The organism is Mucilaginibacter psychrotolerans, from assembly GCF_004519315.1.
Lineage (GTDB): Bacteria > Bacteroidota > Bacteroidia > Sphingobacteriales > Sphingobacteriaceae > Mucilaginibacter > Mucilaginibacter psychrotolerans.
The window spans coordinates 86,518-105,110 of record NZ_SOZE01000014.1 but is presented as its reverse complement, the minus strand read 5'-3'; the positions used below and the strand labels follow the sequence as shown (position 1 = coordinate 105,110).

The following is an 18,593-nucleotide window of genomic DNA, read 5'->3' as shown; positions in this document are numbered from 1 at the left end:
AATACAAATACTACATACCAAATCAACCACAATTATTGCTGTATGCAAGGCGATAATTTGTGGAGGTAAGGTTGTAGAAATAAGCATACATGCCTCTTCAGCCACAGCGAAGGGGCTTTTTTATACTAAAACTAAATTAAATACTATGCAGAGCTTCAGGACTGAACTGGAGAATCCCATCGTGGAACAGGATATTATCGACCTGGAAAGGAAGATACGCGCGTTCCGCGAGGGTAAGATACACGATGAGAAGTTCCGCAGCCTGCGTTTAGCGCGCGGTGTATATGGCCAGCGTCAGCCGGGCGTGCAGATGGTGCGCATCAAATTACCTTTCGGTAAAGTCACTTTTAAGCAGCTATTGAAGATTGCCGATATATCTGACGAATACGGAAGCGGCAACCTGCACCTCACCACCCGCCAGGATATACAGATACATTACGTTAGCCTCGACCGTACCCCACAACTATGGGCCGAGTTGGAGCGCGACGATATCACCCTGCGCGAAGCCTGCGGTAACACCGTAAGGAACGTAACCTCATCCCCTACTTCGGGCATCGACCCAAAGGAACCGTTTGATGTTTCGCCTTATGCTGATGCGATGTTCCGGTACTTTTTAAGGAACCCCATCTGCCAGGAAATGGGCCGCAAATTCAAGATATCGTTCTCTGCAAACGACGATGATACTGCATTCTCTTACATCCACGATCTAGGCTTTATCCCAAAAATAAACGCGAACGGTGAACGGGGTTTTAAAGTGATGCTTGGCGGCGGGCTTGGCGCGCAGCCTTTACTGGCTAGTCCGGTTGAAGATTTCCTGCCCGAAGATCAGCTGATACCTTATACCGAAGCCATCATCCGCGTGTTCGACCGCCATGGCGAGCGCAATAACCGCAACAAGGCCCGGTTAAAATATTTAATTCAAAAAATTGGTTTAGAGGAAGTGCTGCGCTTGGCTAAAGAAGAACGCACCGCTATCAAGGTTAAAACTTACGCAATCAACCGCGATGCCGTCCCCACACCGGTACTGCCCGAAACTAGCGAATATCCTGCGATAGAGATTGCCAATCCGTTCCGCTATGAGCAATGGCTGACTACCAACGTATTCGAACAGAAACAAAAAGGTTTCTTTGGCGTGTATATTAAAGTGCCGGTTGGCGATATCCCTACAGATGTTGCACGTAAACTGGTTGATGCCATCCGCCCTTATGTTGGCGATGAGATACGCATCACCCAAAACCAGGGCTTGTTGCTTAAATTCGTCCGTAAAGAAGCTTTGCCTGCATTGTACCAAGGCCTTAACGCGCTTGATTTTGCCGCGCCTGGCTTTGATACCCTGGCCGATGTAACCACCTGCCCCGGCACCGATACCTGCAACCTGGGTATCAGCAACAGTATGACCATGGCTAAGGTGCTGGAAGATGTAATTTACAACGAATACGAAGATTTTATCTACAATAAAGAAATCAAGATAAAAATAAGCGGCTGTATGAATAGCTGCGGCCAGCATGGTTTGGCGCATATAGGCTTCCACGGTAGTTCGTTAAAGGCGGGTGCCAGGGTATTGCCGTCGGTACAGGTAATGCTGGGTGGTGGCACGGTTGGCAACGGCGAAGGTCGCGCTGCAGACAGGGTTATCAAGGTCCCTTCAAAACGTGCAACGCATGCTTTGCGTGCCGTGCTAGACGACTATAAAGCATTTGCAGAGGAAAACGAAACCTACCACGCTTACTACGACCGGCAGGGCAAGGATTACTTTTACCGCCTATTAAAACCACTTGCCGATTTAACCACCCTTACCGACGATGAATTTGTTGACTGGGGCCACCAGGAAACATACGTAAGCGCCATTGGTGTAGGTGAATGCGCCGGGGTGATCATCGATTTGGTTGCCACTTTACTCTTCGAGAGCGAAGAAAAATTGGGCTGGGCAAACGGCTCGTATGCCAAAGGCTTGTGGAGTGATGCTATTTATCACTCCTACAACACCATGATTAGCGCGGCTAAGGCTTTACTGCTGGATAAAGGCGTAAACAGCAGCACACAAACAGGCATCATCAAAGAATTTGATAACAATTATGTAGCCACCGGCGAGTTTACCTTAGCGGGTACCTTTAACGACCTGGTGCTGCAAATAAACAAAAACGAACCGTCAGAAGCATTCGCGACAGCTTACAAACAGCAGGCTACAGCATTTTTGCAATCGGTAAAAGATAAAAGAGAGGCAGTATTGCAATCATGATACAAACGCAAACAAAAACAACTGTAAAAGAGCCACGCGTTACCTTAGTGGGCGCAGGCCCCGGCGATGCCGAACTCATTACGATAAAAGGCATCAAAGCCCTGCAAACTGCCGATGTGGTTTTGTACGATGCACTGGTGAATGAAGAACTATTAGAGTTTGCCCCTGAGCACGCCACCAAAGTGTACGTAGGCAAACGCAGCGGCGACCATTCCTTTTCGCAGGAGAACATCAATAAACTGATGATCGACTACGCCTTGAACTATGGCCATGTTGTCCGCTTAAAAGGCGGCGACCCATTCGTATTCGGTCGCGGGTACGAGGAATTAGATCATGCTGCAGATTACAGCATCCCGGCACAGGTTATCCCGGGGATATCCAGTTCCATAGGTGTACCGGGCTTGCAAGGCATACCTGTAACACACCGTGGCTTAAGCGAAAGCTTTTGGGTAGTAACAGGCACTACCAGCGATGGTAAGGTATCTGCGGACTTGTACGCTGCCGCTAAAACCAATGCTACTGTAGTTGTATTGATGGGCATACACAAACTTGCCCAAATTGCAGAGATATTTAAGGCCGAAGGCAAACACAGGCTGCCCGTTGCCGTGATACAAAGCGGTACAACTGATAACGAAAAAGTAGTGGTAGGTACCGTGAACACCATTGTGGAAGCAGCCGAAGATAACGGCATCACCTCCCCTGCCTTAATTGTTTTTGGCGAAGTGGTTTCCTTACATCCAAAGTTTCAGCCCATCAGGGAATTTTATGACATCGTTGCCCAGGAATAATCATATAACGGACGTTCCGCCGCAAAAATCTGAGGGAAATCAATTGTTCCCTGTGTTTTTAAAGCTGAATAACCTGCATACCGTGCTTGTTGGCGGTGGCAATGTTGGCCTGGAAAAGCTAACAGCCATGCTGAACAATAGCCACGATGCGGCAGTAACCGTTATTGCAAAAACTTTTCTGCCCCAGGTAGAGGCGCTGGCAGCCGGCACACCAAAGCTCACCTTGGTGCAAAAAGCATTTGTAGATACTGATTTGGACAATGCCGACCTGGTTATTGCCGCAACCGATGATGTAGAGCTTAATGCTTATATCCGCCAGTCGGCACACGATCGTAAGCTGCTGATCAACGTGGCCGATAAGCCGGATCTCTGCGATTTTTATCTCGGCTCCATCGTGCAAAAAGGCGATTTGAAGATCGGCATTTCTACCAACGGTAAATCGCCAACAGTAGCCAAACGCCTTAAGGAAGTTTTTAGCGAGGCATTGCCCGATGAATTGGATACTACCCTACAGCAGATGAGCCAGATAAGGAACAAACTATCCGGAGATTTTGCTTATAAAGTAGAGGAACTAAACCGGGTAACCGCAATTTTGGTAGGCGGCAAAAAACCGCCCAGCTTTAACGCTATAAAATTGGTAGTTTGGAGCGCTTTTGTAGCTTTCCTTGCAATCACTATCACTTCACTTTGGTTTAGAGAACCGGCCTTCCAATCGTTTGTAACTAACGTTAACCCGCAATTCTATTACTTTTTAGGCGCAGGTTTTGTCTTTGCTTTGATTGATGGCGCAATAGGCATGTCGTACGGGGTTACTTCTACAACGTTTTCCCTTTCTATGGGCATCCCCCCAGCTTCGGCAAGTATGGGCGTGCATTTATCAGAGATACTAAGCAACGGCATTGCCGGGTGGATGCACTACCGTATGGGTAATGTAAACTGGAAGCTGTTTAAACTGCTCCTTATACCCGGCATCGTGGGTGCCGCCACGGGTGCTTACCTGGTATCATCATTAGAACATTACAGCGTTTATACCAAGCCACTGGTATCGCTTTATACCTTAATATTGGGCTTTGTTATCCTGTCTAAAGCCATCAATATTAACCGTAAACGCACCACTGCCAAAATAAAACGCATACCGCTGCTTGGCTTGGGTGGTGGTTTTATCGATGCCGTTGGCGGCGGAGGCTGGGGCTCTATTGTATTATCCACACTGATAGCAGGTGGCCGACACCCGCGTTTTTCATTAGGCACAGTAAAGCTTTCGCGCTTTTTTATTGCGCTGGTTAGCTCTGCTACTTTTATATTGATGCTTAATGGGAAACATTGGGAGGCAGTGGCAGGACTTGTTATAGGCAGTGCGTTGGCATCACCGGTCGCAGCCCGAATTTCTAACAAAATATCAGCAAAAGCTATTATGTTCGCTGTAGCAGTAATTGTTATTTTAATAAGCCTGCGCAGCGTTGGTTTATTTATATTTAAGTTAATTTAAGTGTCAGATACTAATTACATATCGCAATTGATTGTTGGGCAGCAGCCTGTAGACGCATTACGTGCTTTAGCGGCAGAGTTTCCCGGCGAAATCGTATTTTCTACCAGCTTTGGTTGGGAAGACCAGGTGATTACGCACATGATATTCGCCAATGATATCCCCATTAAAGTTTTCACGCTGGAAACAGGCCGCTTGTTCCCCGAAACTTATTATGTTTGGAACCGAACAATGGAAATTTACGGTAAACCCATCCACGCCTATTACCCCGAGCATACCGCTTTGGAAGCCATGGTAAACACCAAGGGCCCAAACAGCTTCTATGAATCGGTAGAGAACCGTAAGCAATGCTGCGGTATCCGCAAGATAGAGCCATTGCACCGCGCCGTTGCGGGTAATAAACTTTGGGTAACCGGTATCCGTGCAGACCAAAGTGCCAACCGTGAAGACATGAATAATGTGGAGTGGGATAATGGTAATAACCTGTTTAAGTACCACCCCATCTTCAGTTGGACTTTAGACGACGTAAAAGTATACATTAAACAATACAATATACCCTACAATACACTGCACGACAGGGGTTTCCCCAGCATTGGCTGTGCGCCATGCACCCGCGCCGTACAACCCGGAGAGGATTTCAGGGCCGGGCGCTGGTGGTGGGAAGACCAAAGTAAAAAAGAATGCGGCCTGCATGCAGTTGAACTAAATGATTTAAAGGAATGAGCAAATACCGGTTAGATTACCTGGACGAGTTAGAGGCTGAGGCCATATATATTTTGCGCGAAGTAGCCGGGCAGTTCGAGAAGCCTGCGTTATTATTTTCGGGCGGTAAGGATTCCATTACCCTGGTACATTTGGCTTTAAAGGCCTTTCGCCCGGGCAAGTTCCCTTTCCCGCTGGTGCATATAGATACCGGGCACAATTTTGAGGAAACCATTACTTACCGCGATGATATGATAGCCCGCATAGGCGAAAAACTCATCGTGGGCCATGTACAGGATAGCATTGACGAGGGCAAGGTGATAGAGCAGAAAGGCAAAAATGCCAGCAGGAACGCTTTGCAAACCGTTACACTTTTAGATACCATTGCCAAACACCAGTTTGATGCGTGTATAGGCGGTGCCCGCCGCGATGAGGAAAAGGCCCGCGCTAAAGAACGCATCTTTTCGGTTCGCGACGAATTTGGCCAATGGGACCCTAAACGCCAGCGCCCCGAGCTTTGGAACATTTATAACGGCAAAATACACAAGGGTGAAAACGTACGCGTGTTCCCGATAAGCAACTGGACAGAGCTGGACGTTTGGAACTACATCCGCCGCGAAAATATCGCGCTACCAACGATATATTTTGCACACCAGCGCGATTGCATCACCCGCAACGGCCAGCTGATGGCTGCATCGCCATTTTTAAATATGGATGCAGATGATAAGATAGAAAATAAAAACGTACGCTTCCGCACCGTGGGCGACATGACCTGCACCGCGGCTGTAGAATCATACGCTTTTGAAATAGACGATATTATTGATGAAATAGCATCCTCTAAAATAAGCGAACGCGGCGCCCGCATGGACGATAAAGTAAGCGAAGCCGCCATGGAAGAGCGTAAAAAAGGGGGATATTTTTGATGTCGGAATCCGGATTTTGGATTTCGGATTGGAAACATCCGGAGAAATAGCGGTGGGTTTGAAACCGGTCGCTATGGAAGAAAACAAAAAACCAAGTCATGCTGCAGCTCACCCTCTTTGCGAAGCAGAGAGGGTCGGTCAGCGATAGCGTAGCCGGGGTGAGTAAAATATACGACAAGCAATTAGGAGTTAGATAATTCCGAAATATAGAACATGGACATTTTAAAATTTATAACTGCAGGCAGTGTAGACGATGGCAAGAGCACATTGATTGGCCGCCTGCTGTACGATAGTGAGGCCATATTGGTTGACCAGTTGGAAGCCCTCCACGCATCAAACCGTAAAAACGACGATGGCAGCATCGACCTTGCCATCCTTACCGACGGACTTAAAGCCGAACGCGAGCAGGGCATTACCATTGATGTGGCCTACAAATACTTCGAAACGGATAAACGCAAATTCATTATTGCCGATGCGCCGGGGCATATCCAGTACACCCGCAACATGGTTACCGGCGCCAGTAACGCAGGTTTGGCTATTATTTTAATAGATGCACGTAAAGGGGTTATCGAGCAAACTACCCGTCACTCCTTTTTGGTGTCGCTACTGCAGATACAGCAGGTAGTAGTTGCCGTAAACAAAATGGATATGGTTGATTACAACGAAGATGTATTCAACAAAATAGTTGCCGATTACAAAGTGCTGGCCGGTAAAGTTGGGTTAAAAAATATTACCTACATCCCCGTAAGCGCATTAAAAGGCGATAACATTGTGTACCCATCTGCAAAAATAAGCTGGTACACCGGCGATAGCTTACTTACCCATTTAGAAAATGTGGAACTGGAGATAGACGATGCTTCGGCACATGCACGCCTGCCTGTACAGTGGGTGGTACGCCCGCAGACAGATGAGCTGCACGATTATCGTGGCTACGCTGGCCGCGTAAGCAGCGGTTCTTTTAAAGTGAACGATAAAGTAACTGTATTGCCTTCGGGCTTTAGCTCCACCATATCTAAAATAGAATTTTACGATAAAGAGCTTAAAGAAGCACTGGCAGGCAAATCGGTAACGGTACACCTGGCAGATAATATCGATATCAGCCGTGGCGACATCATCGTTAACAGCGCAGGACAGCCACAGCTATCGAACCTGATAGAAGCCGACCTTTGCTGGATGGACACCCGCCCGTTGGATACCACGCTCACCTACCTGGTGCAGCACAACACCAAAACCATCCGCTGCAAAATAAGCGAGGTGCTTTATAAAGTGAACATCAACACGCTCGAGAAAGATTACGATGAAGATTTCAAGCTGAACGACATCGGCCGCATCGTTATCAAAACCGCCGAGCCTTTAGCCTTCGACCCTTACCAGATCAACAAAGCCAACGGTGGCGCTATCATCATCGATAGCCGCACCAATGTTACCGTGGGCGCGCTGATGCTAAGGCAGGCCGTAGATTAAATATAATTGACCAATTATATGCTGTTAAAGTGAGCAGTAAAACCCTGCGCGAGGTGCAACTCGTGCGGGGTTTGTTGTTTTTAGGCACCTCTCTCCCCCTGTCATATTGAACAGAGGAACGAGGGAGTTGTGTTGTTAGACACGCAAAGCGGATTTGCATAGCAAAATTGCAAGGCGCGCTTTGCATAACCAACGAGTTTTCTCTTTCGCCCATTCGCGTTCGCCCCTCCCGCCGCTCTATCGTGACAAAATTTTATATTTAGGCAGCTCTGGTGCTTCAGTTGATGCGCTATCTTCCGAAGGAAAAAATTACCTTTGCCCCAACCTTATTGTAATGAAAAAAACAATACTCGCCATAGCTTTTACACTTTCGCTTTCGAACATTTTTGCACAAAGCAAAGTAGATTTCAAACCTACATTGTCGCCAACAAAAGTCGAACATAGTTTATATAGTTTGATAGCCTTGATAGATGCACGCAGTGATATCCGGCACTTAGGCGTCGTACACACTGGTATTTCAAACGCGTCTTCAATGGTTGTGTCGCCTAACACCTTATCGACTGACGTACAAAATATCTTCAATTCGCTGATTGGTACCGATGCAGATCATGCAAAATTGTTTTTATATCTGCGGCAATTTAATTATGCCGAGATCACCGGTGGCGTAAATGAGGCAGGTTATTGCGTTATAAAAGCAGAAATGTTCGCTAGAACTAATCACTACATAGAAAACATTAATACATTGGACACGCTCATTTATCTAAACTCCAAATTAGATGTAACCAACAGACTGCTCCGCACCGGCAGTGAAATATTTACAGCGTTTATCCGCTCCACCTTGCTGTTAGCACCGGTTTCGGGAGGACGGGTTTATACCGACCGTGATCTTGCACACATAGACAGCATTGAAAAAATACCGCTGAAACTGTACAACACCAATACCTACACTAACGGTGTGTACTTAAGCTATAAAGCCTTCAAAAACCAGCTCCCCGATAAAGAAATTACGGTGCTGGGTAATCATGTTATAGAAGGAAATGTGCAGGCGCCCGACGAAAAGGGGAAATTAAGGGATGTTAAACTAAAGAAAATATATGCTATAGTGTACAATGGCACTCCCTACATCGCTACCGACTACGGCTTTTACCCGCTAACCAAAGTTAATGGAGAATTTAAATTCACCGGAATTGCGTATGCGCACACCAACCCCGTTGATCTAATAGTTGATAGTACCGTTACGGGAGTTGCAAGCAACCTTGCTATAGGTTTTGGTAACGAGCTTACTTATGAAATGATGATCGATCATCAGAACGGACACTTCATCAAACTAAAAGAAATACCCCAGCCAAAGACTACCGGCGGCGGCAATGACGGTTGGGATTGATACTAACCAATCTATCGTTCGTAGTCCTCTTATTGTCATCAAATCATCAGCAAATAAAAAACTGAACATTTTTTGAAATGTTCGGCGCTATTGGTCGTCTGATAGGTAATAAACATACCTACTCGTGAAAAACAATAACCTCACCCACAACACACTGTTGCCGGCCATAGCTACGGCAATACCATATGAAGAAAAGGAACTGGCCATACTGTTCCTCGATATCCGCAACTTTACCGGCTTAATGGTATCGCAGCCCGAGCAGCACATTATCCAGATAGTACGCCGCTTGTTCACCGCATTTAACCAAATTATCAAAAGCTTTAGCGGCAAGGTGATAGAAACCGCCGGCGACAGCCTGTACGCGGTATTCGGTTTGCAGGATGGCCTTCCCGAGGCCGTGAATAATGCCTATCTGGCAACCAAAGCCATGTTCCGCACGGTGGGCCTGTTCAACGATTCGTACGCTGTCGACACCGAAAACGCTCCGCTTGAAATGGGTGCTGGCTTACACGCAGGTCGTGTTTTTATAGATGAATTCTCGCTGGAGGGTACACCTCAACTGGCGGTAATGGGCCTACCGGTAAACATTACAGCAAGGCTACAGGCAAAAACACGGGAATTGAACAATGATTTGCTCATTTCGGAATACGCTTACCACTTTTTAAACGAGCCGGAAACGACTGCAGGCGTGCAAACGGTTACATTGCAGGGCATAGCGCAGGGGCAGCAGATACGCCTTGCGGGTGGCCCTTACTACGTGCCCAAAGCACTGGCCGAGCCCGATTTGCACATGAGCTACTTGCTGGCCATATCGGGCTAAAGGTGTGCAGGATACAAATATTATTTTATTATTGTAGCTTCGACAGAACTTTCCCAAAGGAAAGATAATAGTCCTTTGGGAAGGTTGTTTTAAAATGCAATGTTCCGTTTATAAATAATCTTATCGATGGTGCTGCCGATAACCTGTAGAACCTCTTCTTCCAGGAAATCTTCGTTGCGCTGCATCCACTCGCTGCCGAGCTTGAACAACATGGCTACCCGCCCGTCCTTAAACCTCACGTGCCACACCTGCCACGATTTAAAATAAGCGCTGGTGATGTTTACCAAATGCGCTTTGCCGTCTGTTAATTTAATCTTGTAATCCATTTTGGGGTCAGTGCTTTTAATTTTTAGATGTGCTATAAATACGGCAAAATAAGCTGCCTTATTGCGCCATCAAATGTTAAATTTAACCCCGAATTTGTTAATTATTTATGCATCAGCAGGTTTCATTAATGACAAAGAAAAAAAATTATCGATAACCTTAATTTATTTGGCCAAACAAAATAAGAGTACTATCTTTTCAAGCTGGTACTATACCCCTGATTTGTTTATGGCTTATAAAACGGCTTACCCCATTTTTGCAAAAAATAGCTCGTTGCTGGTATGCACGCTACTTTTGTTACTGCAAGCCTGCAAGAAACACCCGGATACCCCCAACGCAACCATAAAGCGACAGATCGACATTGCCGATAGCCTTTATATTGCCGACAAAAGCGATGATGCCAAAGTGCTTTTGGCCAAATTGCGCGCCAGAATTAACCCGGCCGACCCATCGATAAGCCTTTACTATTGCCAATGGACGCAGTATTACCATAGCAACCCGGCGGTAATGAATGCTTATGCCGATAGTGCCATTGCGTATTTTGACTACGGCAGCCGCAAAACCGACTATCCGGACGCTTACTTCAAAACCTTATTGACAAAAGGCGATGCCTGCCTAAAGGCTGCAAAATACATCCTCGCACTGCGATATTACTATCGTGCACGCGATATACTGCCCGGCACCAGTTGCGATAATAGCAACCTGGCCAGCAAAATAGGCGGCATTTATTACGACCAGCGCAAGTATTTGCTGGCCGCCCGCTATTTCGCCGATAGCTATAACGTGCTTGCAAACTGCAACGAAAAGCTTACACAGCAAAAATTATTCTTTTTAAAACAGGGGGCCCTAAACAATTCAGGCTTTTCCTACGAACTCGCGGGCAAGCTGGATAGCGCTGAATACTATTACCTGGCCGATCTGAAGCTGATAAAGGCCACAGATAGCCTTAAGCTTATATCTAAATACTATACCGATGGTGCACTGGAGATTGCCTACGATAACCTCGGCGGCCTTAACATAAAAAAAGGCAATTTTACTCTTGCCGAAGAATACCTTGATAAATGTATGGCCATCAGTATGGACGACCGGCACAGCGGGGTACGCATACCACCCCTGCTTAAGTTGACACAGGTGTACTTAAAAAAAGGAGAGTACCAGAAAGCGGGCGATGCCTTAAAACGCAGCAAGTACTTGCTCGATAGTTATTTTTCGGCCAATTCTGGTTCATTGCCCAAATGGACGCTGCTATATGCCGAATACCTGAGCTTAACCGGTAAACCGGCTGAGGCGTATCGTTATCAAACTGATTATAGCCGTCTGAAAGATTCGGCCGACAACAACTCTTCCGATCTTTACCGGCTGGATGTGGAACGGGAACTAAACACCCTGCAACAGGAGCAATCGCTTGTGGTGTTAAAGCAGAAAAACAACCTTAAAAAGCTGTACCTGCTGGGCATAGGTGTGGTAGCCATGTTATCAGTGGTAATTATAGTGCTTGCTTACCGTAGCCTAAACAGAAGCCGGCAGGCAAATATAAACGCAGCACTGCAAAACAGTCGGTTACAGGCTAGCCTTGCGCAGGTAGAACTTTTAAATACCAACTATATACGCGTAATGCGTGTAATGGCGCACGACCTGCGTAACCCATTATCGGGCATCATGGGCCTTACGGCTATGATACGCGAGGAAGAAAGCAACCTGAACGAAGAAAACCGGCATCTGCTTAAGCTGATCGAAAGCACCAGTAAAAGCTCGCTGGAGATGATAAACGAGTTGTTGGAATCTGGCCTTGCCGATCACAATAATACGCTGGAAACGCAGCTGCAGGATGTAAGGGCTCTTTTATTCGATTCGGTGGAGTTGTTGCAGTTTAAAGCAAACGAAAAGCAGCAATACATTCGTTTCGATAGCGTAGACGAGGAGATAGTTGCTCCCATCAACCGAGAAAGCATCTGGAGGGTATTCAACAACCTTATTATCAATGCCATCAAATTCAGCCATGAAGGTACTGAAATAAGCGTAGATATCGTAGGCAAGGCAAACACCGTCCTCATCACCGTAACCGATAACGGCATAGGTATCCCGGAACGGGATAAAGACACCATTTTCGAAATGTTTACGCCCGCTAAAAAAACAGGTACGCGCGGCGAGCAGCCCTTCGGACTGGGTTTATCAATCTCCAAAAAAATTATAGAAGCCCATGGCGGTCGCATTTGGTTCAAAAGCAGGCCAGATAAGGGAACCGTGTTTTACGTGGAATTGCCACGGTAAACTCTTTCAGGCACTTACCTGTTATAACAACTCCGTAGCCAAATTAGCCAGTTCGCTACGCTCGCCTTTTTGCAGGGTGATATGCGCGTATAGCGGGTGCCCTTTGGCTTTATCTATCAGGTACGATAGGCCATTACTTTCGGCATCCAGGTATGGGGTATCTATCTGATAAATATCACCCGTAAAAACAAATTTGCTGTTCTCCCCTGCCCTCGAAATGATGGTTTTCACCTCGTGTGGGGTAAGGTTCTGGGCTTCATCTACAATAAAAAATATCTTGGCCAGCGTGCGCCCACGGATAAATGCCAGCGGGGTGATGGATATCTTATCGTTGGCAACCAGTTCGTCTATCTTGCCCTGCATCTTTTCATCGTCGGCAAATTGGTCTTTAATAAACTTCAGGTTATCCCATATCGGTGCCATATATGGGTCAATCTTCGATTTAATGTCGCCGGGCAAAAAGCCAATGTCCTTATTGCTTAGAGGCACTATAGGGCGGGTAACGAATATCTGGCGATAATGCTTGCGTTGCTCCAGCGCGCTGGCCAGGGCTAAAAGGGTTTTACCCGTGCCGGCATTGCCTTGTATGGTCACAAGCTTAATATCGGGATGCAGCAGGGCATGTATGGCGAAAGCCTGCTCCAGGTTGCGCGGGTGGATATTCAAAACAGGCTGCTCGGTCACCTTTTCTATCCGGTTGCTTTGCTTATTGTAGAAAGCAGATGCGGTTGCGTTTTTGCTGTTCAGTACAAAAAACTGGTTGCTTTGGGCCTTTATCTCCATATCCTCTGCGGGGATGGTATCGTTTTTATTGAGGCGGGCAATGAGCTTTTCGGTTACCTTGTTCAGCACGGTTTTGCCACTGTACAACTCTTCCAGGTTTTTCACCTTGCCCGTTTCGTAATCTTCGGCATACAGGTTTAAGGCCTTAGCTTTTAGGCGAAGGCAAATGTCTTTAGATACCAGTATCACCTTTTTATCCGGGTTCTCAAATTGCACACCAAGCGCCGCGTTCAATATGCGATGGTCAGTCTTTTCAGAGCCAAAAACCTCTTCGGCATCTGCGCTGCTGTTCTTTACGTCCATGATCACCTTAAAGCTACCCTTGCTTTTACCGTTCAAGGGCATCCACTGATTGATGAGTTGATTTTTGGAGATATCGTCCATCAGGCGGATAAAGCTGCGCGCCTCAAAGTTGCGCGTATCGTTGCCGCTTTTCATGTTGTCCAATTCTTCCAGCACCTGTATGGGTATGGCCACATCATGTTCCTGAAAGTTCTCGAAAGCGTTGTGATCGTATAGGATAACTGATGTATCCAGCACAAATATCTTCTTTTTCCGATCGGCCTTGTCTGTAATATCCTTATTCATCAATGGCTAAATTAATGATTTTGACGGATAAAAGACCAGGCTGCTACATGGTGCGCGCAAATGGTTGCGGAAAAAGCTCTTGTAGGGTGAGGACAAAATCGATATTTTTTATTCACTACGCGTTTCCTCTGCAGTTTAAATGCTTTAAACAAGGCCTTGATAGAAATATCAGGGCTTTGCTATTTTTCAACCTTTTTCAAATCGATAGAAAACAATAAACGTTAACCCTATATTTAACAGTTAATATAACCTATTAAAATGCGTAAGATCCACGCCGTTTGCGTTCTTTTATTCTGCTTATTTGTCACGCCATCCATGGCCCAAATCAAATGGCCGCCGGGTCAGCTGCTGCCATCTTTCCCCGCGTCGGCGCAGGTTCAGGATTTGATCATGTTGCGAGATAGCTCCCCTTACGCTTCAGCAGAAATGTACCTGTTCGCGTCATTAAAGGGTGTGGTAAACCGCAAACAGCCGCGTATCTTTTCCTATGAAGGTGATGCTTTGGCCGAAGGGCCGTATACCTGGCTCAAGTCATTGGGTTTTAAGTGGACTGAACCTACAGACAAATGGGACCTGATCACCAAATACCGGAGCAAAATCTCGGGGTTGATTGTTTATGATCCTGCGCAAGTGCATACCATAAACCTGGCCACAGTACTTGCAAAAAGCAAAGGCGCATTAATTGCCTCGCCCCTATTGCTATCTAAGCTAACGGCTGCTCCCTATAATATGCATGTGTTAGTTGATTTGCGGGGAAAATTCAGCAGTAAGCTGGCTGTTTACCAATCGCTGTATGATACCTATTGGCCCACTCTTGACCATCGATTATTAATTGGGTTAAATCCGGCTGTGCATAAAGCGGCCCTTCGCGAATATGCAGTAGCGCTGGGCGCTGCAGTAATTTGGCTGGATCCTAAAATAGCTGGCGAAAGCGAATTGCTGGACAAGTTCCTGTCTTCGTTGTCGCCCGGTGCAACCTTTATGGGCTGGTGGCCCGAGGAAGCGCCCGGCATAGAGCGGGCATCAAAGTATGGTATTGCAACAATTGCCAGCGATTGGAGCACCAACCTGACGGTGCATAGCGGTACATCCAGAATAGTCCATATCAAACCAATCCCGCCAAAACCGGCTCTTAAAAACAATATCTACGTTGCATTTATATTAAGCGACGGAGACAATTTGCAATTTATTGAGCATGCCATGCGTAAACTGTGGGATAACCCTGACAAGGGTGCTGTTCCGATGGGATGGACCGTTTCACCAGCCATGCTGGATGCCATGCCTGGCGCGCTTAACTACTTTTATCAAACTGCTACCAATAATGACAATCTCATTTCCGGGCCATCGGGCTACGGTTATACTTATCCAAATAACTGGACGGATGAAAGTTTACTGAAACAATTCGTTGCCAAAACCCAGGACTATAATAACCGTGCTGGTTTACGGGTAATCACCATCTGGAACACGATTACCGGCGGCATTAACCCTAACGTTGGGAAGATTTATGCCGCTGAAGCAAAATCCTTGCTTGGCCTAACTGCCCAAAATACCGGAGGCGGGCTCACTATTTATAATGACAGCTTACCGGGCATGGCACTTTCCTGCAACTACTGTACAAACGAACAGGCCATGAAAGACCATATTGCCCGTGCAGCCGCAGGTTGGGATAAAACTTCACCCCGTTTCGTGATTATACAGGCGCAGCCCTGGCAGGGTGTAACGCCAACAAGTTTTAAAAATGTGGCTAATTCGCTAAACGAAGATTATTTTGTCGTTCGCCCCGATCATCTATTTCAACTTATTCGCGAAGCGAAGGGTATTGCCATTAATCCGCAGTAGTAATACGCCAGCCTGTAACAATAAAGACAGCTTAGCTATATATTATTATATGTATCTTTTTAGTAAATTAATACCAAAATCGTAATATTTGAATATATTTAGACGATAAATATTTGCGCTACCCTGGAGCAAATGCTATTGACTAAAAACCCGAGTAATGAAAACACAACAGCACCATTTTGTAAATGATAGGTGGGTGGATATGCCATCAGGCCTCGTCCCGGAAAAATCCCAATTAGTATTGGTATTTGGCTCACCGGCAGTTATATCCCACCCGGAAATTCTTAGCCACCTGCGGTCAATCTATTTGAACTCGGATATTGTGTTTTCGTCAACGGCAGGGGAAATACTTGGCGAAGGCGTTTACGATGATAGCGCGGTTGCCACGGCAATAGAATTTGAAAAAACCAGGATTAAAAGTATCAAAACCAATATCAAACACCATGCTAATAGTTTTGATACGGGCCTGTTTTTAATGCAGCAGCTCTCTGCAGATGACTTGAACTGCGTGTTTGTGATATCCGACGGTACTTTTATTAACGGCAGCGAATTGGTTAGCGGGCTTAATAAGGATAATAAGCACCAGGTACCTGTTACCGGCGGTTTGGCAGGGGATGCTGCACGTTTCGAAAAAACGCTTACCGGTTTAAACGAAGCACCGGCGCAAGGCAACGTTATAGCCATCGGTTTTTATGGCGGCGACATCCGCATAGGCCATGGCTCGGTTGGCGGTTGGGACGAATTCGGCCCGGAACGCACCATCACCAGGTCGAATCAAAACATATTGTTTGAAATTGATAACAAAAATGCACTTGATCTTTACAAAGAGTACCTGGGCGATTACGTAGATGAGCTACCTGGGTCCGCATTGCTGTTCCCGCTTTCCTTACGTCATAACGATGGGCACAACGTAGTGCGCACCATATTGAACATAAACGAAGAACAAAAATCAATGACCTTTGCAGGCAACCTGCCCGAGGGAAGTAAGGTAAGGTTGATGAAGGCCAACTTCGATAAAATAATTGAAGCATCGTCAAAAGCGGCCAACTTCGCCGGTATTGAAGCAAGCACACCCGATCTGGCCGTGCTGATCAGTTGTGTGGGCCGTAAACTCATCCTTCAGGAAAGGACGTTTGAAGAGCTTGAAGCCGCCAAAGAGATACTGGGCGATGCTGCGGCAATCACCGGTTTTTACAGTTACGGCGAGATCTCTCCTTTCAACGATAGCGTACAGTGCGAATTGCACAATCAAACCATGACCATTACTACATTCACCGAGCTATAGCGTATAAAACCCAGGTATGGAATATCATTACATTTTAAGTAAGCAGATAAAAAAACTTATTCCCGACAATTACCTGGAGGACCCGGTATTGAAAAGCTTCCTGGAAACGGTAAGCAATTCTTACGCCTCGTTCGAAAAAACAAAAAAGCTATCGGAGCATGCCTTTGCGGTAAGTGAGCGCGAATATCAGGAGGTAAATAATTACCTGCATAAGGAGAATGAGATCAAGAAAAAATCAATCTCCGAGGTAAAAAAAGCGATTGCATCGTTGTCACCAGAAACAGCTACAGACACGCACCACAGCGATGACGACCTGATTACGATCATCAAGTTTTTGCAGAAACAAATAGAAAAAGCAAAAGAACTGGAAACTCAGTTGATTATTTCGAAAGATATAGCCGAAAAGGCGGCGTTAACCAAGGCACAGTTTTTATCAACCATGAGCCATGAGATACGCACCCCAATGAACGCGGTTATCGGGTTTACGCATCTGCTGCTGCAATTACAGCCCCGGGCCGATCAGATGGAATATCTCAACTTATTGAAATTTTCCGCTGAAAACTTATTAGTGCTGATCAACGACATATTGGATTTCAGCAAAATTGAAGCGGGCAAGGTTGAATTTGAAGAGGCCGATTTTAGCATTAAAGATCTGGTAAGCAACATCCGCCTGGCGCTATTGCAAAAAGCGCTTGAAAAAAACATCCTGATTAAACTGCTGATAGATCAGGAACTGCCCAACGCCATTAAAGGCGACCCGGTAAGGCTTGGCCAAATCTTAACCAACCTCATTAGCAATGCCGTTAAATTCACTAAAGAAGGTAAGGTAACCATTACGGCGTTCCTGAATAAACGCAACGACGAGCATACCGTTATCGACTTTGAAATAATGGATACCGGCATAGGCATCCCGCCCGAAAAGATTGATAATATCTTTGACAGCTTTACGCAGGCCAGTTCAGACACTACCCGCAAATTTGGCGGCACCGGCTTAGGCCTTACCATTACCAAAAAGCTGCTGGAATTGATGGGAAGCGAAATAAAGGTTACGAGTACGGTGGGCAGAGGGTCTACCTTTTTCTTCAGCATTAAAATGAAGAATAGCGACAAAGAATTCGCCTTGAATCCTGTTAAGGAAAGTGGTTTTGAAGTAAAAAGCCTTAAAGGCGTAAAGCTGCTTATAGCCGAAGACAACCAGATAAACGTAATACTTGCCAAACAATATATGAAGCTTTGGGATGTGGATTGCGATGTTGCCGAGAATGGCGAGATAGCCTTAACGCTGGTGCAAACCAATGCATATGATATGGTGCTGATGGATTTGCAGATGCCCGAAATGGATGGCTACCAAACCACTATTGCCATACGCAATTTGCCCGATGAGCGATATAAAAATCTACCAATTATAGCACTTACGGCATCGGCTATGCTGGATATTAAGGACCAGGCCTTTATAGTAGGCATGAACGATTACATCAGCAAACCATTTAATCCGGACGACCTTCATCGTAAAATATCGCAATACGCCAAAGTAGGGAACTAACGGGAGTTGTTCTATCAATCAGTCGGGAGTGCTTATTTTAGCAATAAGCACGCGGTAGCTATATTTGACATACTGATTTTGTGAGCTGGATTTTTATGGAGCCGCAGTTAACGTCAGTTGTCTCAATTCTACCTATCTTATGGCACAATTGCCC

At 46.1% G+C, this 18,593-nt stretch carries 14 protein-coding genes; 12 read left to right on the top strand and 2 right to left on the bottom strand.

Translation table 11 applies throughout. From position 1 onward, the window contains the following. Positions 1–145 precede the first annotated feature (145 nt). The 8 genes from E2R66_RS14880 (at position 146) to E2R66_RS14845 (ending at position 9,806) form a co-directional block, all read left to right on the top strand. Positions 146–2,239, top strand: coding sequence for a HEPN domain-containing protein (locus tag E2R66_RS14880; RefSeq protein WP_133231999.1), 2,094 nt, complete (start codon positions 146–148; stop codon positions 2,237–2,239). Then, a complete protein-coding gene (gene cobA, locus E2R66_RS14875; protein ID WP_133232001.1) occupies positions 2,236–3,027 on the top strand; it encodes a uroporphyrinogen-III C-methyltransferase in 792 nt (263 codons plus the stop codon). Before E2R66_RS14880 ends, cobA begins: the two co-directional genes overlap by 4 nt. Beyond that, the gene (locus tag E2R66_RS14870) at positions 3,005–4,516 is read left to right on the top strand and encodes a TSUP family transporter (RefSeq protein ID WP_133232003.1); all 1,512 of its coding nucleotides are present in this window, start codon (positions 3,005–3,007) and stop codon (positions 4,514–4,516) included. Before cobA ends, E2R66_RS14870 begins: the two co-directional genes overlap by 23 nt. Beyond that, a complete protein-coding gene (locus E2R66_RS14865; protein ID WP_394347191.1) occupies positions 4,517–5,236 on the top strand; it encodes a phosphoadenylyl-sulfate reductase in 720 nt (239 codons plus the stop codon). It abuts the gene before it with no gap. Beyond that, positions 5,233–6,138 carry a sulfate adenylyltransferase subunit CysD gene (gene cysD, locus E2R66_RS14860; protein ID WP_133232005.1) on the top strand — a complete coding sequence of 302 codons (906 nt, stop codon included), beginning with the start codon at positions 5,233–5,235 and terminating at the stop codon, positions 6,136–6,138. Before E2R66_RS14865 ends, cysD begins: the two co-directional genes overlap by 4 nt. A gap of 213 nt (positions 6,139–6,351) precedes the next feature. Then, positions 6,352–7,602, top strand: coding sequence for a sulfate adenylyltransferase subunit 1 (locus tag E2R66_RS14855; RefSeq protein ID WP_133232007.1), 1,251 nt, complete (start codon positions 6,352–6,354; stop codon positions 7,600–7,602). 334 nt (positions 7,603–7,936) lie between these two features. Further along, positions 7,937–8,986 carry a hypothetical protein gene (locus E2R66_RS14850; protein WP_133232009.1) on the top strand — a complete coding sequence of 350 codons (1,050 nt, stop codon included), beginning with the start codon at positions 7,937–7,939 and terminating at the stop codon, positions 8,984–8,986. Between the two features lie 124 nt (positions 8,987–9,110). Then, the gene (locus E2R66_RS14845; protein ID WP_133232011.1) at positions 9,111–9,806 is read left to right on the top strand and encodes an adenylate/guanylate cyclase domain-containing protein; all 696 of its coding nucleotides are present in this window, start codon (positions 9,111–9,113) and stop codon (positions 9,804–9,806) included. An 89-nt stretch (positions 9,807–9,895) separates the two neighbouring features. Here the strand turns inward: E2R66_RS14845 and E2R66_RS14840 are convergent, their stop codons facing one another. Next, positions 9,896–10,132 (bottom strand): hypothetical protein, encoded by a 237-nt coding sequence (locus E2R66_RS14840; protein WP_133232013.1) that lies wholly within the window; start codon positions 10,130–10,132, stop codon positions 9,896–9,898. 166 nt (positions 10,133–10,298) lie between these two features. On the opposite strand from E2R66_RS14840, the gene E2R66_RS14835 reads away from it, so the two are divergent. Continuing rightward, complete coding sequence (locus E2R66_RS14835) at positions 10,299–12,401, top strand: tetratricopeptide repeat-containing sensor histidine kinase (protein ID WP_158288418.1); 2,103 nt, start codon at positions 10,299–10,301, stop codon at positions 12,399–12,401. 21 nt (positions 12,402–12,422) lie between these two features. On the opposite strand, the gene E2R66_RS14830 is transcribed toward E2R66_RS14835, so the two are convergent. Further along, positions 12,423–13,772: a PhoH family protein gene (locus tag E2R66_RS14830; protein WP_133232017.1), complete on the bottom strand. Its 1,350-nt coding sequence runs from the start codon at positions 13,770–13,772 to the stop codon at positions 12,423–12,425. Between the two features lie 258 nt (positions 13,773–14,030). On the opposite strand from E2R66_RS14830, the gene E2R66_RS14825 reads away from it, so the two are divergent. The 3 genes from E2R66_RS14825 (at position 14,031) to E2R66_RS14815 (ending at position 18,439) form a co-directional block, all read left to right on the top strand. After that, the gene (locus tag E2R66_RS14825) at positions 14,031–15,611 is read left to right on the top strand and encodes a GxGYxYP domain-containing protein (protein WP_133232019.1); all 1,581 of its coding nucleotides are present in this window, start codon (positions 14,031–14,033) and stop codon (positions 15,609–15,611) included. Between the two features lie 157 nt (positions 15,612–15,768). Continuing rightward, positions 15,769–16,896 (top strand): FIST signal transduction protein, encoded by a 1,128-nt coding sequence (locus E2R66_RS14820; protein WP_133232021.1) that lies wholly within the window; start codon positions 15,769–15,771, stop codon positions 16,894–16,896. A 16-nt stretch (positions 16,897–16,912) separates the two neighbouring features. Beyond that, on the top strand, positions 16,913–18,439 hold the full coding sequence (locus E2R66_RS14815) for an ATP-binding protein (RefSeq protein WP_133232023.1): 1,527 nt from the start codon (positions 16,913–16,915) through the stop codon (positions 18,437–18,439). The last annotated feature ends 154 nt before the right edge of the window (positions 18,440–18,593 follow it).

Coding starts and splice junctions, on each gene's coding strand:
- E2R66_RS14840 (WP_133232013.1), bottom strand. CDS start 10,132: ATGGATTACAAGATTAAATTAACAGACGGCAAAGCGCATTTGGTAAAC.
- E2R66_RS14815 (WP_133232023.1), top strand. CDS start 16,913: ATGGAATATCATTACATTTTAAGTAAGCAGATAAAAAAACTTATTCCC.
- E2R66_RS14850 (WP_133232009.1), top strand. CDS start 7,937: ATGAAAAAAACAATACTCGCCATAGCTTTTACACTTTCGCTTTCGAAC.
- cysD (WP_133232005.1), top strand. CDS start 5,233: ATGAGCAAATACCGGTTAGATTACCTGGACGAGTTAGAGGCTGAGGCC.
- E2R66_RS14820 (WP_133232021.1), top strand. CDS start 15,769: ATGAAAACACAACAGCACCATTTTGTAAATGATAGGTGGGTGGATATG.
- E2R66_RS14825 (WP_133232019.1), top strand. CDS start 14,031: ATGCGTAAGATCCACGCCGTTTGCGTTCTTTTATTCTGCTTATTTGTC.
- E2R66_RS14855 (WP_133232007.1), top strand. CDS start 6,352: ATGGACATTTTAAAATTTATAACTGCAGGCAGTGTAGACGATGGCAAG.
- cobA (WP_133232001.1), top strand. CDS start 2,236: ATGATACAAACGCAAACAAAAACAACTGTAAAAGAGCCACGCGTTACC.
- E2R66_RS14880 (WP_133231999.1), top strand. CDS start 146: ATGCAGAGCTTCAGGACTGAACTGGAGAATCCCATCGTGGAACAGGAT.
- E2R66_RS14870 (WP_133232003.1), top strand. CDS start 3,005: ATGACATCGTTGCCCAGGAATAATCATATAACGGACGTTCCGCCGCAA.
- E2R66_RS14830 (WP_133232017.1), bottom strand. CDS start 13,772: ATGAATAAGGATATTACAGACAAGGCCGATCGGAAAAAGAAGATATTT.